Consider the following 15,306-nt stretch of genomic DNA (forward strand, 5'->3'; position numbering starts at 1 on the left):
TTTTTTCTTGACGGCAGGATAAACACTCTTAGCGCTTGCTGGTTGAAATATTACGTTTTTTCAACTGCTAAATTTTATCCCATGACCTATCAGCAAGCAAAAGTGGCCCGCAAAGATGAATTGGCTCCCGGCGAAATGAAACAGGTAAAAGTAGGAGAAACCGAAGTCCTGCTTGCCCGTTATCAGGATGATTTTTTTGCGACGGCCGCCCATTGTACACATTATGGCGCACCATTGAAAGATGGTTTACTCCATGGCAAGCGCATAATATGTCCCTGGCACCATGCCTGTTTTGATGTTACAAACGGTGATCACCTCGAGCCGCCTGGTTGTGATAGTCTTCCTAGCTTTGAAGTGAAGGTTGAAGGAGAGGATATTATCGTAAAAGTTCCCGACGATGCGCCGTCTCAGCGTATGCCTGATATGCAAAGCAGAGATAAAAAAGATTCACAACTGAATCTGATAGTGGGAGCAGGTACTGCCGCCCAATACGCGGCTGAAGCCATGCGTAGTAACGGTTTTCGGGGAAGAATACTAATGCTTACTCCAGAGTTGGAAAAACCCTATGACCGGCCGAACTGCAGTAAGGAGTACTTGCAGGGTGAAGCCCCTGATGAGTGGATGCCTTTACGTCCGGCCGAATTTTATGAAGATCATGATATTGAAGTCATGCATAAAGTTGAGGTTAGTGAGCTGGATGTCTCCCAAAAGCAAGTTAGCCTTACTGATGGACAAACAATAAAATACGACAAAGTGCTACTCTGTACGGGGGGTAAAGCGATAAAGCCTGACATGCCGGGAACAAATTTACAGAATGTGTTTACGCTTCGTTCAATGGCTGATAGCAAAGCGATCATGGAAGCTGCCAAACAAGTGAAAAAAGTACTTATTGTAGGCTCTTCTTTCATCGGAATGGAAAGTGCCTGGAGCCTGAATAAACTGGGGTGTGAAGTTACGGTGGTAGCCCCGGAAGAGTACCCTTTTGCTTCGCTTTGGGGAGACAAAGTAGGTAAAATGATACAGGAGATACATGCAAAGGAGGGGATTAACTTCTTTATGGGCCGAAAAGTAGAACAGTTGAAAGGCAATCAACATGTCCAATCGGCCGTACTGGATAAGGGCGACGAACTAGAAACTGAGCTGGTGCTTATTGGCGTAGGGGTAAAACCGGCCACATCATATGTTAAAGCTCTTACACTGGCCGATGATGGGGGAGTAGTTGTAGACAAACATTTTAGTGCCGGCCAGGATGTCTATGCCGCTGGGGATATTGCGGAATTTACTTATCACGGTCGGCAGGTTCGTATCGAGCACTGGCGGGTAGCTGGCCAGCAGGGTCGTATCGCGGGCGCGAATATGAGTGGTCAGAGTAAAACTTATGATAGTGTACCCTTCTTCTGGACTGCCCAGCACAGTATAAAGCTCCGCTACGTAGGGCATGTCAAGGCCTATGATGATATTATTTTTGATGGAAAGGTAGAGGAGCAGGAGTTTCTGGCTTACTATGTGAAAGAAGGAGATGTAAAAGCTGTCTTAGGGCTCAACCGGGATGGGGATATGTTGATGGTTGAAGAATTACTGAGGCTGAAAAAAATGCCTTCGCCTTCTGAAATCAAAAGCTCTGAATTTAAACTAAAGCAATACTTTAATGCTCAAAAACAGTTGTCTTAGACTGCAGAAGTAAATTTTTGCATCAGCAGGTGTGCTGTTTTGCCAGGTGTGGTTGTGCCTTTAATAACCGCTTCCTCAAAAGCTGCTAGCTCTTTCTGTATTGCGGGATGTTGGTAAAAAAGTTGTTTCAATTGGTGGCCTAGCGTCTCGTGCAGCCACTGAAGTCTTTGCTTTTGCCTCCTTTGCAGAAAATAGCCATTAGCCTGGGTCACTTTTGTATATGCCTGTATGGCTTTCCATACCTCAGGTATGCCCTTATTTTCCAGGGCTGAGCAAGTGAGTATCTTAGGTAAAACCTGGCTTTCAGGTTCAGGGAAAAGGTGCAAGGCATTCTGATATTCTTTCCTGGCTTGCTGTGCAGGAGCAGCGTACGGCCCATCCGCTTTATTGATCACGAGTAAATCAGTCATTTCCATGATGCCTCTTTTAATGCCTTGCAGTTCATCTCCCGCACCTGCCAGCATGAGTAACATAAAACAGTCTACCATCTGGTGTACCAGTGTTTCTGACTGCCCTACACCGACAGTCTCCACAAAGATGACATCATATCCTGCTGCCTCACAGAGCAGCATGCTTTCACGTGTTTTTTGAGCTACTCCCCCCAGGGTATTGCCCGTAGCCGAAGGACGGATATACGCATTTGCAGATTGTGCCAGCACAGGCATGCGTGTTTTGTCACCTAATATGCTTCCCCTGCTTTTCTCACTGCTTGGATCTATGGACAACACGGCTAGCTTATGTCCTTCACTGATCAGATATGGGCCGATAGCATTGATAAAAGTACTTTTTCCTACACCGGGGACGCCCGTAATTCCTACCCGTACTGACTTTCCGCTAAAGGGAAGTAGTGCCTCAAGAATTTCCTCAGCAAGCTGTTGGTCAGTCGGTAATGTGCTCTCAGTCAGGGTAATTGCCTGGCTGAGAACAAAGCGTTTCCCCTCCTTAACTCCTTTAATATACTCCTGAGATGAGAGCCTTTTTCTGACCATGGTGCAAGCATTATTACGTAATAAAAAGTCAATATTTATCAATAAAACTAAAATTTATCACCGAATAAGCTACATTCTGATAAATTGTTTACAATAGGAGTCCAATTTTTAAACTTAGTAGAAGTAAGAGAGTTTTTATTAGGAGGGCTAAAAGTAATGATTGGATATTAAAGACCAACTATTGTTTTTGTGCTAAAAAGTAGGGTGATTTTTTGTGTTATTTAAAGATTTTTCAAGCAAATAGCTGCTTTCAGTAGGGTATATTTTAAATTATAATTATAAATATTTATTTTTGTGTATATTTGATAAATACCATCAGGTGAGTGATGTTAAAATTTTCTTGATCTGAAGTCACGATTGTAATTTTTTACCACTTAACCAGTTGTATGCTTTTTTGTAATGAACGAATTTAGCATAGTATTTTAGCAGAATATCATACATAGCTTATACTTACGGAAGGAAAAATTATGAAGATCAAAAAATTATTTCTGAACGTCTCTTTAATACTGGGCCTGATTTTATCAGCGAACACGCTTCTTTGTGCCCAGGATTATGTCTTTCAGGTTTTGGCAATAGATGGTGAAGCGCTATATATGAAGGGCGATCATTGGCAAGCTGTGGAATTAGGGCAATCTTTGATGGCCAATGATATAGTCAGAGTAGAACGTAACACTTACTTAGGACTAGCTCATCAGAATGGAGCTACCCTTTCTTTAAGAAAAGAAGGTACCTATGAAATAGATCATCTAAGCAGCAAAGTAGGCAACCAAAAGCGAAATGTAGCCAGCAAGTATGCTAATTTATACGTTAAAAGTCTTAAGAATGCCAGCAATAAAACTGTCACTGCCTCTGCCGAGAGGGGCATAGATCAAAACCGTGTTAAAATTTTCCTTCCTAACTCGGTAGACGTTTTTAACGATGAAGTGATTCTCCGATGGAAAAACATGTCAACTATTGATGAAAAGTATGAGGTAAAGCTAAAGAACATGTTCAATGAGGTAATTGCAGTTGAAGAGGTGCAGGATACTAAAACTGTGCTTAACTTTAAAGACGAAAAAATTGCTAAGGAACGAATGATCATAGTCTCTGTGAACAGTACTGAGTTCAAAGATCAGCAGTCTAATGATTATGGTATGAAACATCTTACCCCTGAAGAAGCTGCACCTATCGCTCAGGAGCTAAAAGAACTCAAACTTGAAATTACTGATGAGCAATCAGCTCTTGATAAACTGATTTTAGCATCATTTTACGAGCAAAATAATTTATTGGCTGATGCCTTGACTAATTATGAGTATGCTATTTCTCTAGCGCCCGAAGTAGAAGCTTTTCGTGTAGCTTATAATCAGTTTATATTCAGGAATGGTTTGGCCAATTAGCTGACCATCAACCCATCAAACCGTAGACGCCATTAACCGCTTATCTTAAGCGGTTTTTTTTATTTCCTTTTATTTTGGTTGCCCTCCTCTGTATCATCGCTGTATTTATAAAATTGATCCGGCAGAAATAGCTTCAATAAGGCTAAACTATTTGAATGAATTGTGCCTATTAAGGAGGCAGTTGAAGTTTTTCTCTGTCAGTTGTTATAAATTGCTAAGACTTTTTAAGGACAGATTCGCAGGATAATTTATGATTGAAAAACTAGAAGAGTTAGACAGACAGTTATTTATATATCTCAACAGCCTGAATACCGAATGGCTGGATATTTTAATGTATTGGATAACCTATAAATTTACCTGGTATCCCATATATGTGTTACTTGTTGTTCTGGTAGTTATCAGGTTCAAATGGAAAGGGGCTCTCCTTATGCTAATTGTGGTAGTTGCTGTAGGATTGGCTGATCAACTTACCTCGGGTTTCATGAAACCTTATTTCGGAAGGCTTAGACCTTGTCACGAACCAGAGATTAGTTCTCTTATCAATGTAGTCTCCGGTTGTGGAGGCAGGTTTGGTTTCGCTTCTTCCCATGCCTCAACGACTTTTGCCTTGGCTACCTCTTTATGGCTTTTACTAAAAGACTGGTCTCGCTGGTTTATGTGGGGCTTCCTGTGGGCAGCTATTGTAGCTTACAGTCGGGTATATGTAGGAGTACATTATCCAGGGGATATTTTAATAGGTGCAATGGGTGGAATAATGGTGGGTTGGATAACGGTTCAGCTCTATTTATGGCTGACAAAACGATTCTACGGAACTCCAATTTCTTCAAAGACCCTACTTGAGTAAGAGAACACGCTTCGTTAAGATTTCTTACGAGCTATGATCTTGCTGATATATTTACCTATAATATCAAACTCCAGGTTTACAGCGTCTCCTGTTTTGAGTTGATGAAAATTAGTATGTTCATAAGTATAAGGAATAATGGCTACCCTAAAACTTTCAAAAGTAGAATCAAAGCAGGTTAGACTTACTCCGTTAATCGTAATTGAACCCTTCTCCACAGTAAGGTACTCTTGATTTTCCGTTTGGTATGAAAAATCAAAAAGCCAACTGCCTGCTTCCTCCTGTATACCAGTACATTTGGCGGTTAAATCTACATGCCCTTGTACAATGTGCCCGTCAAACCGGCCATGGGAGGGCATACAGCGCTCAAGGTTCACCTTACTCCCTTTTTTTAACGCGCTCAGATTACTTCTTTTCAAAGTTTCGTCAATGGCAGTAACCTTATAAGTCTCATCTGATAAAGAGGTGACAGTGAGGCACACTCCATTATGACATACGCTCTGGTCTATTTTGAGCTCAGGAGTCAGGTGGCTGCTAATTTCAAAATGTTGATTACTTCCTTCTTCTACAATATCAACAACTTCTCCTATGGCTTCAATTATTCCGGTAAACATAATTCATGAGGTTTAGAATTGTAAACCTAAATAATAAGCCCGGAAGTTCGGAAACAATTGCAGAAAATTGCTCTTTTCTACCTGCTGGCTGCCTGAAGAATGGCAGAAGGATGTGTTTTTAGAAATTCCAGCAGATCAGCCATCTGTTGCTTATCAATCTGATTCTCTAGTCCGGCAGGCATTGCGGAAACTCCAATATCTTTGATCTCCTCAATATCACTGCGCTGTATTGTGCTTTCATTGGCACTTAAATCTGTCAGGTTTAGGGCGCTCACTGACTCCGCACTGATGATTCCCGAGAGTTGCTTGTTACTGTTGAGCTTAATTTGCCAGAATTCAAAACCGTCGGCAATAGACTTGTTGGGCATCAATATATCTTGCATAATGGCTTCTTTACTTCTGTTTCTTACTGCAGATAAGTCCGGGCCTATGCTCGTCCCAAGCTGCCCACCAAACTGATGGCAGCGGGCACAGCTTTCGGTAAAAACGTTCAGCCCCCTTTTTGCATTCCCTTCCAAAGTAAGAGCACTTTGGTAATTTTTGAGTACCTGGGCTTCATTAGGTTTGCTATCTGCCAATAAGCTACGGGCTTTCACTCGCACGGCTTCAGTGTCATGGTTCATCAGTTCTACACTTCTTCTCCAACCGATAGTGGCCGGACTTACCTGTTCTTTTTCCACAGCTTCCAGGAGCAGAAGCATACGCTCATCGCTATTGGCAAATACGTTGATGGCTTCGTCTCTAAGCTCCGGGGTAAGGCTAGGCCATTTTTCCAGCACGAATTCGCATGGAGCCATATCGTAGGTATTGTGTAAGCTCTGTATCGCTGCTTTTTGCACAAGCACAGGCTCCTGAGGCCGTAGTAGTTGCAGCAATTGCTTCCAGTAGCGTTCAGGAGCAGTACTAGCCAGCAGTTGTATAGCGTCCATGCGCCAGTACGGGTCTGCGTTCTGGTCTGAAACGGCTTCAATTGCCAGTTGTAGTGCTGAACTGAGCAGTTTTTTATCTTTAGGACTATCCAAAGCTGCTATCAAACGAAGACCTGCTGACCTAAGTTTTGGATCCGTCTCAGGCTTGACCAGTGAAAGTAATTCACGATACATCCGGGGAGAAACATCAGCTGGAGAAATGCTATTGGCTAACCCTCTTAAAGAAGCTGCCTGCCACCACTGAGGCTCCTGAACCTTTGCTGTAGCCTGATTAATCAGCTTCTGTATGGCTTGTTGGTTACCAGAGTGCCCAATCATCGTAGCCAGCTTGCTAAATAAGGGAGCAGCTCTTTGCTCCTGTTCATGAGTTAATTCAGCTAGGGCCATGTCTAGCCATTCTGCTTCCTGATCGTGGGCGGAACTCAGCGCAGCATATTGTACCCACTCATCATGGATATCCTGCTTTAGCATTTGCCATATCAGCTGTTGTGCTTTATGTTCTCGCATAGAGCCCAGGCTACATATTAGCTGAAAACGGACTTTAGCATTTTCATCATCCACCAGTTGGTAAAGCGCTTCTTTGATAGCAGGTGATTGATTCATATAGCTTTCTGAAATTTTGATGGCATTTTCTCTTAGGCCGGCTTCCTGATCCTGCAATGCGGATAAGAGATATTTTTCATCCAAGGTATTAAGCCCTTCTAATGTCCATAGCGCATGCAATCTACCCACCGCAGACTCATGTTCTGTTAGCATTTGTTGGAGTAAGTTTACCTGCTCACTAGCCTGCCGATCAATGAGAAGGCGCTGCGCGTGTCTGCGCCACCATAAGTTGGGGTGTGCCAGCTTTTCTACCAATGATGCATTAGTCTCATTACCTAAATTGATATTATCTAAAAATGACATTTTTGCTGCGCCCTCAGGCACAATTCTGTAAATTCTGCCCTGATGGGTGCCGTCATAAAGCTCTCCAGATTCATTTACTTCTTCAGCCATCCACTCCGGGTGCTCAATAATTTTACGGTAATAGTCTAGCAGATAGAGGGCGCCATCTGGTCCCTGGTAAAAGTTGACCGGACGAAACCAGCTATCGGTAGAAGCCAGAAACTCAGCGTTTTCTAGTAAGCGGTCGGCTTTAAAGGTGGCTCCATCGTCGCTGATCACATCGGCATGTACCAGGTTATGCACCGGTTCAGCTACAAAGGCCACTTGTTTAAACTCTTCGGGAAACAGATCAGCCTGGTACCAGTTGACACCACAGGCAGAGGTTATGGTACCCACATCGGTAAGAAGCTGATGTTCCGGGTTTTTGGTAATTGGAAAAATTTCTACGCCATAACCGTAGGAGGGGAGATACTGGCTAACCTCCGGAATGGCCAGGTTAGGGTTACGCTGCACATAGGGCGCGGCTAACACCTCATGAAAAAGATGTGTAGCATTGCTGGTCATCAGCATATGGCCCCAGCTATCAAAGCTAAGTCCAAACTGGGTTTCTCCCGACAGAGCTTCTAATTCATAAGTGTCGGGCTTGAATCTTACATTTCTACCATTAGCATTGGTAGGGAGCTTGATTTCCGGTTTTGCATTAAACCTGACTTCTTCCCCTTCACCTCCGAACTTTTCGTGAAAAAATTTAGTAGAAACTGTACTTTCATGAGCCAGGTAAATCCAGTTATCCAAGCCATAGAGCGGTGTGTTTAGGTTGTGCTGAGGGTTAGAGCGGGCAAAGCCGGTAAGTATCTTTTCTTTGATATCTGCCTGCCCATCATTGTCACTATCCTCCAGGTACCAGACGTCTGGAGCATCAGTGACAATCACTCCATTCTTCCAGCGCATAATGCCGGTGGGGAGTATGAGACTATCGGCAAAGACAGTGCTCTTATCGGGTAAGCCATCATCATTGGTATCTTCAAGTAGCTTCACTTTTCCGCTACCTGCAACGTCCAGGGGGTAGCCATGCATTTCCACTACATACATGCGTCCGTATTCATCTATTTCCATGGCTAGCGGGTCGGCTACCAAGGGTTCTGAAGCTACTAACTCTATCCTAAAACCATCCATAATTTCAAAAGTGTGGATGGGGTTTTGATAGTTCGCAGATAAGTCAGACGGTTCTTGTTGGCAGGCAGTGAAAGCTACCAGCAAAAAGAAAGGCAATACATGTTTCATAAGCTATAGTGTGCAGTGTAGTAGTGATGATGAATAAGTTATGGATTTAACTTCTATGAATCAATAGTTGCGAGCGTAAGACCAGAATCTAATCGCTGATGAACTTACGTTCTCTATAAGTCAGAGCCCTTTAATAGAAAATAATAAAATTAAACACACGTTTAAAAAACTTATTTAAAGTTATGTCCGTTAATAAGAAAAGTCTACTTTTGTGAAAGCGAAAAACTAGATTATAGGTAAATAAAGTTTAGCTTGCTTAAGGCATAGGTAATCTTTTTTTGATGATTTTAAGATACACAGCATAGAGTTATGACGGAACATATTCAAACTGAAAAAGATAATACCGAACAAAAGATACGTCAGGTGGCTAAGCGCTTGTTTACCGAACGCGGCTATGCGGGTACTAAAATTCGGGATGTGGCTGAAGAGGCAGGCGTAAATATTGCACTTTTGAATTACTACTTTAGAAGCAAAGAGCGTCTTTACGAAACTATTCTTAGTGAAAATTTTGAAGAGTATGCTTGTGCTATCAGCGAAACACTAAATGCGCAAGATATTCCTTTGCATGACAGAATAAAGGCTTATATATCTCAACTGATAGATCATCTGGAAAAAAATCCCGACTTGCCTTTCTTTATTATGAGTGAATGCCGGAACAATTCTGAGTTTTGTGTGCACATCATGAACAAAAAAATGAAAAAGTTTAATGAGTCTGTGTTAGCACAACAGCTGAAAAAAGAAGCTGAGAAAGGGAATATCCGTTCTATAGACCCTCTGCACTTTGAGCATATAGTCGTTTCTCAGATTGTGATGCCTTACCTGGGAACACCTATTTTCAAGCATGTCCATAAGATGGATGAAGATGCCTTCAAAAAGTTTATGGAAGAGCAAAAAGAGATTGTGCCTGATATGATTATGGCTTATCTAAAAAACACCTAAGATAAGCTGCAAAATTTTTTTATTCCTCAATTAAACAACCGTTTAAAAATAATATTTAAAAAATTTGATCAACATTAAACCCATGTGTAATGCTTGCGTTTAAACAAATGTTTAAAAAAGAAATTTAACCTCATGTTTAAAAAATATTTACCTACTATGTTATTAGCTGTTATGACGCTCCCCCTGTGGGCGCAATCTACGGACAGCTACTCCTTAGAAGAGGTGCTGGACAAAGCGCTGGAGAGAAATCTGAGCCTGAAAATCAGCCAACAAAACCAAACCTTGTTTGCGGAGCAGGTAAGAGAAGTTAAAAATAACTTCCTACCCAATATCAATCTAAATGCCCAGCATCAATACTATTTTGATATTCCTACGCAGGTAGCACCGGCAGCAGCATTGGGGCTCGGAGGAGAAGGCGGGCCGGAATATATTCCACTTTCGTTTGGCCTGCCCCATCAAACCAATATTAGTGCTCAGCTGCAGCAGGTAATCTATAACCCTCAGCTTCCGGTGGGGATTAAAGCCGCTCAAACAGGGCAGGATATAGCTGAGCTTCAGTTGCGGCAGTCAAAAGAAGAAGTGGTGTATGGTGTATCCAGTACCTACTATCAGGCGCAGTCTGTGGCCCAACAGATCAACTTACTTAACCAAAATATTAATTCAATAGAGCGACTGGTGAAAATTACCGATTTGCTCAGACAGAATGACCTTGCCAAAAGCACTGATGTAGAGCGTCTTCAACTGAACCAGGCTAACCTTTCTAATCAAATGGCTAACCTTAAGGTGACTTATCAGCAGTTAATTAACGGGCTGAAGCTGATGACTAACACACCTATGTCAGAAGAGTTTGCCATTGATACTGAGATACATGTGCAGGAAGAAGAAACGTTGGTATTGGTCGATAGTGTAACGCGTACTGATGTGGCACTGGCAGAGAAACAACTGGAAGTGCAGAGGCTGGAAGAGAAGCAGATTTTGGCGGGCTACCTACCCTCTGTATACGCTACTGGCGTTTATGGACAGACCGGTTTCGGAGAGTTTGACAAAGACTATTATGAGATGTTCCCGGTCAGTTACGTAGGACTACAATTGTCAGTTCCCATTTTTGATGGGCTTAGCAAGCGTTCTCAACGTATGCAGAAGCAAATTCAGCAAAGCCAGACCCGCGACCAGATTGCCTTACTGGAACAGCAGGTAGAAAACGAAATTGCCAATGCTGTGGCAAGTCTGGAAACTCAGCAGCAGGCAGTAAGCATACAAAAAAGAGCCCTGGCCCTTGCTGAGAAGGTATATGACAATATGCAACTACAGTACAAAGAAGGGGTAAGCGGAGTAAGTGATGTCATTGACTCCGAAAACGAACTACGTCAGGCTCAGACTGACTACCTCACCGCCTGGGTTAAGCTCAAGCTGGCTGAACTGGAAATCAAGCAAGCTACTGGAAATCTAATAGAATAATCAACATATCAAGTAAAGAACCATTTAAGCAGAACATATATGAAAATCAATACCAAAGTTTGGAGATTCGTGATAGCCGGAGTCCTTCTGACTGTACTCGGTGCATGGACCTACACCTCACTAATGGATAACAAAGCAGCAGTAGAAGGTCGTGTATATGAAAGAGACTTTTCCCGTCGTACACCCGTACAGGTAGAAAAAGTTAGTAAAAAAGTATTGTCACAGTCTAAACGTTTGCTAGGCACATTTGAGCCTAATCGTGAGCTGGACGTAAAAGTACAGGCCCAGGGTGAAGTAGTAAGAGAGGCGATCAGTGAGGGGCAGAGCATAAAGCAAGGGGCACTTATTGCCAAAATTGACGATGACCAGCTACGTTATCAGCTTATTGCTGCAGAAGCAGACCTCAAAGACGCACAACAGTCAGTGAGCAGATACCAGAACCTGACTGATAATGATGCGGTAGCGAAAGTACAGTTAGATAATGCCCAGCTTAGACTTGCCCGTGCTGAGAGCCAGGTAAAAGTTTTGAGAAAGCAGATCAACCAGACAGCGGTTACCGCTCCTTTTTCCGGAGTTGTTACTGAGAAAATGTTTGAAAAAGGTACTGTAGTATCTTCCGGCATGCCTCTGGCACATTTGGTAGAGCTATCTAAGCTTAAGCTAATAGTTCAGGTACCTGAAGCCGATCTTTTATCCTTCCGCGAAGGGCAGAACGTTACTGTGGTAACAGATGTACACCCATCGGCAAAATATGAAGGTACCATCAGCATGGTAGGTGCAAAAGGAGACAAAGCTCACAATTTTCCGGTACACATCACTGTAGCAAACTCTGAGGAGTATCCTCTGAGAGCAGGAATGTACGGTAGCCTGCAGTTTGAGAGCGATGACCAGACAGAAACGATGGTAATTTCTCGCGAGGCGCTGGTAGGCTCTACCCAAAACGCAAGTGTATACAAAGTGAATGAGGGTGTAGCCTATAAGCAGCCTATCGTGATTGGTTCAACTTCTGGCGAGGAGCTTGAAGTCATTTCCGGTCTGCAGATCAATGATCAGGTAGTAGTAAACGGACAAATCAACCTGAGCGACAGTACTGAAGTTGTGATCCGCTAACCCATCCCAAACAAAAGAATTTATGAGTATCTCAGAAATATCCGTAAAACGCCCTACGCTGATTGTAGTACTGTTCCTGGTAACAGTACTGGCAGGGGTGCTGGCCTTTCCTAACATAGGCTATCAATTGATTCCTGACATTTCTGCTCCTACCATCACCATTACTACTATCTATCCGGGAGCTTCTCCCAGCGAAGTAGAAAATAGTGTAACCCGTGAAATTGAGGATGCAGTAGCAGACCTGGAGCGTATAGATGATATTACCTCAAAATCTCTGGAAAGTGCTTCTCTGGTAATTGTAAACTTTGAAGCAGGCACCGATATAAACCAAAGGGTAGAGGAGGCACAGCGTAATATTAACAATGTGCTCAGCGAACTTCCAGAGGATGCAGAAGCACCATCTATCTCAAAAGTATCGCCTAGTGACCTGCCCATCATGCAGATTAGCGCTACTTCCAGCCTAAGTAGTAAGGTGTTCTATAATGAGATGGAAGACCAGATTGTACCTGAGCTACAGCAGATAGAAGGTGTGGCAGAAGTAAGCCTGTTGGGGGGAGAAGAGCGCGAGATAAAAGTGGCAGTAGACCCAGGTAAACTAGAGTATTATGGAGTTTCCCTTCTGCAAGTGAGCCAGGCCATCAACCAGGCTAATATGGAATTTCCGACAGGAAGTGTGAAGAATGAAGGAGATGAAATTACTGTAAGGCTGGCCGGTAAATTTACTGATCTTGAGCAGATCAGAGAGCAGATAGTAGTTGCCGGTGAAGGTGGTAGTCAAATCAGAGTGCGTGATGTAGCAGAAGTTACTGATGGCACTAAAGATACTGAGAGTATCGCTCGTTTAAATGGTGCAAATGCCATTGCGCTTAGAGTACAGAAGCAGAATGATGCCAATACTGTAGATGTGAGTGAAGCTATTCGTGATCAGCTTGTTGAGTTGGAAGCACGCTATGCCGACAGCAACCTTAAGTTTGATGTTGCCCAGGACGAGTCCGAATTTACACTGGAAGCGGTAGAAGCGGTGCTTCATGATTTGGTTATCGCTATTATACTGGTTGCTGTGGTGATGTTATTCTTCCTGCACAGTTTCAGAAACGCACTCATCGTAATGATTGCCATACCAGTATCCCTCATCTCTACTGTTGCCTTTATGTACATGATGGGCTATACTTTTAACCTGATGACCTTATTGGCCATGTCACTGGTAATTGGTATTCTGGTGGATGACTCTATCGTGGTATTGGAAAACATCTACCGACATATGGAGATGGGCAAGAAGCCTTATAAAGCAGTGCTGGATGGTACTAAAGAAATTGGGCTTACCGCACTTTCCATCACCCTGGTAATTGTGATTGTGTTTATACCGGTGACCATGGTTGAGTCACTGATAGCTGATGTATTCCGCCAGTTCTCATGGACGGTAGCCATCGCCACCCTCTTTAGCTTATTGGTGTCCTTTACATTAATTCCATGGCTGATGTCACGCTTCTCTAAGCTTACTCATCTGAATCCTAAAAATCCGCTACAATGGGTACTGATTCAGTTTGAGAAAGGACTAAGCAACTTAAATGACTTCTATGAAAGTACGCTGAAGTGGACGCTTGGCCGTAAGTGGGTAGTTGTAACCATAGTCATCTTACTTTTTGGTTTTACTGGCTGGGTCGGTAGCCTGGGGATCATCGGTCAGGAGCAGTTCTCTTCTGGTGACAAAGGAGAATTTACGCTGAGCTTAGAATATGACAAGAGCACTTCAGTTCGTAGTAATAACCTTGCTACTTACGAAATAGAGCAGTGGCTGCTGGAAAAAGAAGAAGTAGTATCTGTATTGGCCAACATAGGTGGACCTAGTGTAGGTGTAGGAAGTACTGGTCTGGGTAATCCTTATTTATCTGAGCTTACTGTAAAGCTGGTAGACAAAGCTGACCGTAGTACGAGCACGGAGCAGTTTATGATCGGTGTGATGGAAGATGCACGTGAGCAGTTTAGTGGCGTGGAAGTTGGTGCTGCAGTAAGCGGCATGGTACAGTCAGGTCGTGCACCTATAGAGCTCACACTGAGCGGAGGCGACTATGATAAACTGGTAGCGAGTGGAGAGAAGCTAAAAGAACTGATAGAGCGCACACCAGGAGCAAATGATGTAAGCGTATCTGTGGAGAGTGGAAAACCTGAAGTGTCCGTAGAAATTGACCGTGATAAAATGTCTGAGTTGGGACTCAATATTGCCATGGTAGGAGCTACTTTGCAGAATGCATTCAGTGGTAATGACGATAGCGAGTTTCGTGATGGCGATTATGAGTACGACATACGCATTCAACTGGATGAATTTAATCGGCAGAACCCTGAAGATGTTAAGAATATTCTTTTTGTCAACAACAGTGGAGGGTCGGTTAAGCTGTCACAATTTGCGACAGTGAGCCAGTCAAGTGGGCCTTCAGTGCTTGAGCGTAAAGATCGTCGCCCTTCAGTTACTGTAACTTCCTATGCCCTGGGCGTTCCTTCCGGTACACTTGCTCAAAGTATAGAGGCGAAAATGGCTGGTGCTGACTTTATGAAAGATGTGGGCTACGTATGGGGGGGAGATATCAAAGGGCAGAATGAGAGCTTTGGCGCTTTAGGCACTGCTTTTGGTATCTCACTGATCCTGATTTATCTCATCCTGGTAGCGCTATACGATAACTTTATCTATCCTTTTGTCGTGTTGTTCTCCATACCTGTAGCTCTGATTGGTTCATTTCTGGCCCTGGCCCTTTCTATGTCTACCATGAGCGTGTTCGCTATTCTGGGGGTGATCATGTTACTGGGGCTGGTAGCCAAGAATGCGATTCTGATCGTGGACTTTGCCGGACAGCTAAAGTCTGAAGGCCTAGGCACTCGCGAGGCAGTAATCAAGGCAGGGAAAGAACGCCTGCGCCCCATCCTGATGACTACCCTGGCGATGGCAATCGGTATGCTGCCCATTGCGCTGGCAGATGGAGCTGGCGCTGAATGGAAAAATGCAATGGCCTGGGTAATCATAGGAGGCTTACTTTCTTCACTGGTACTCACCATTTATGTTGTACCTGTGGCTTATGATTTTGTGGATTGGGTAAAAGATATAATAAGTGACTTTACTCAGAAAAAGGAGCGGTCAAGAAAAAAATTAGAAAAAGTCTAACAAAAAAAGGATGCTAAGGGTAACGTACATCTGCGTTACCCGTATTTTCTAAAAGT

At 43.3% G+C, this 15,306-nt stretch carries 10 protein-coding genes; 7 read left to right on the forward strand and 3 right to left on the reverse strand.

Translation table 11 applies throughout. The features are described 5' to 3' along the window. The first annotated feature begins 81 nt into the window (after window positions 1-81). On the forward strand, window positions 82-1,671 hold the full coding sequence (locus OKW21_RS02375; protein WP_277476826.1) for an FAD-dependent oxidoreductase: 1,590 nt from the start codon (window positions 82-84) through the stop codon (window positions 1,669-1,671). Here the strand turns inward: OKW21_RS02375 and meaB are convergent. After that, window positions 1,668-2,660, reverse strand: coding sequence for a methylmalonyl Co-A mutase-associated GTPase MeaB (meaB, locus tag OKW21_RS02380; RefSeq protein WP_277476828.1), 993 nt, complete (start codon window positions 2,658-2,660; stop codon window positions 1,668-1,670). The genes OKW21_RS02375 and meaB overlap by 4 nt on opposite strands. Before the next feature lie 467 nt (window positions 2,661-3,127). On the opposite strand from meaB, the gene OKW21_RS02385 reads away from it, so the two are divergent. Both OKW21_RS02385 and OKW21_RS02390 read left to right on the forward strand, forming a co-directional pair. Continuing rightward, on the forward strand, window positions 3,128-4,036 hold the full coding sequence (locus OKW21_RS02385) for a hypothetical protein (protein ID WP_277476829.1): 909 nt from the start codon (window positions 3,128-3,130) through the stop codon (window positions 4,034-4,036). Window positions 4,037-4,286: 250 nt separating this feature from the next. Further along, a complete protein-coding gene (locus OKW21_RS02390) occupies window positions 4,287-4,880 on the forward strand; it encodes a phosphatase PAP2 family protein (protein WP_277476831.1) in 594 nt (197 codons plus the stop codon). Between the two features lie 14 nt (window positions 4,881-4,894). Here the strand turns inward: OKW21_RS02390 and OKW21_RS02395 are convergent, their stop codons facing one another. Both OKW21_RS02395 and OKW21_RS02400 read right to left on the reverse strand, forming a co-directional pair. Beyond that, a complete protein-coding gene (locus tag OKW21_RS02395; protein WP_277476832.1) occupies window positions 4,895-5,491 on the reverse strand; it encodes a riboflavin synthase in 597 nt (198 codons plus the stop codon). A gap of 77 nt (window positions 5,492-5,568) precedes the next feature. Beyond that, window positions 5,569-8,589, reverse strand: coding sequence for a PVC-type heme-binding CxxCH protein (locus OKW21_RS02400; RefSeq protein WP_277476834.1), 3,021 nt, complete (start codon window positions 8,587-8,589; stop codon window positions 5,569-5,571). Window positions 8,590-8,898: 309 nt separating this feature from the next. On the opposite strand from OKW21_RS02400, the gene OKW21_RS02405 reads away from it, so the two are divergent. From OKW21_RS02405 to OKW21_RS02420, 4 genes are all read left to right on the forward strand, one after another. Further along, the gene (locus OKW21_RS02405; protein ID WP_277476837.1) at window positions 8,899-9,528 is read left to right on the forward strand and encodes a TetR/AcrR family transcriptional regulator; all 630 of its coding nucleotides are present in this window, start codon (window positions 8,899-8,901) and stop codon (window positions 9,526-9,528) included. Between the two features lie 156 nt (window positions 9,529-9,684). Then, entirely contained in the window at window positions 9,685-10,986 is a 1,302-nt protein-coding gene (locus OKW21_RS02410; RefSeq protein WP_277476839.1) for a TolC family protein, read from the forward strand. A 39-nt stretch (window positions 10,987-11,025) separates the two neighbouring features. After that, entirely contained in the window at window positions 11,026-12,096 is a 1,071-nt protein-coding gene (locus OKW21_RS02415; RefSeq protein WP_277476841.1) for an efflux RND transporter periplasmic adaptor subunit, read from the forward strand. 22 nt (window positions 12,097-12,118) lie between these two features. Continuing rightward, window positions 12,119-15,250, forward strand: coding sequence for an efflux RND transporter permease subunit (locus OKW21_RS02420; protein ID WP_277476844.1), 3,132 nt, complete (start codon window positions 12,119-12,121; stop codon window positions 15,248-15,250). Window positions 15,251-15,306: the final 56 nt, after the last annotated feature.

The organism is Catalinimonas alkaloidigena (assembly GCF_029504655.1).
Taxonomy (GTDB): domain Bacteria; phylum Bacteroidota; class Bacteroidia; order Cytophagales; family Cyclobacteriaceae; genus Catalinimonas; species Catalinimonas alkaloidigena.

What these genes read in the sequence shown, in the direction of transcription:
- OKW21_RS02375 (WP_277476826.1), top strand. Translation starts at nt 82, where the DNA reads ATGACCTATCAGCAAGCAAAAGTGGCCCGCAAAGATGAATTGGCTCCC.
- meaB (WP_277476828.1), bottom strand. Translation starts at nt 2,660, where the DNA reads ATGGTCAGAAAAAGGCTCTCATCTCAGGAGTATATTAAAGGAGTTAAG.
- OKW21_RS02385 (WP_277476829.1), top strand. Translation starts at nt 3,128, where the DNA reads ATGAAGATCAAAAAATTATTTCTGAACGTCTCTTTAATACTGGGCCTG.
- OKW21_RS02390 (WP_277476831.1), top strand. Translation starts at nt 4,287, where the DNA reads ATGATTGAAAAACTAGAAGAGTTAGACAGACAGTTATTTATATATCTC.
- OKW21_RS02395 (WP_277476832.1), bottom strand. Translation starts at nt 5,491, where the DNA reads ATGTTTACCGGAATAATTGAAGCCATAGGAGAAGTTGTTGATATTGTA.
- OKW21_RS02400 (WP_277476834.1), bottom strand. Translation starts at nt 8,589, where the DNA reads ATGAAACATGTATTGCCTTTCTTTTTGCTGGTAGCTTTCACTGCCTGC.
- OKW21_RS02405 (WP_277476837.1), top strand. Translation starts at nt 8,899, where the DNA reads ATGACGGAACATATTCAAACTGAAAAAGATAATACCGAACAAAAGATA.
- OKW21_RS02410 (WP_277476839.1), top strand. Translation starts at nt 9,685, where the DNA reads ATGTTATTAGCTGTTATGACGCTCCCCCTGTGGGCGCAATCTACGGAC.
- OKW21_RS02415 (WP_277476841.1), top strand. Translation starts at nt 11,026, where the DNA reads ATGAAAATCAATACCAAAGTTTGGAGATTCGTGATAGCCGGAGTCCTT.
- OKW21_RS02420 (WP_277476844.1), top strand. Translation starts at nt 12,119, where the DNA reads ATGAGTATCTCAGAAATATCCGTAAAACGCCCTACGCTGATTGTAGTA.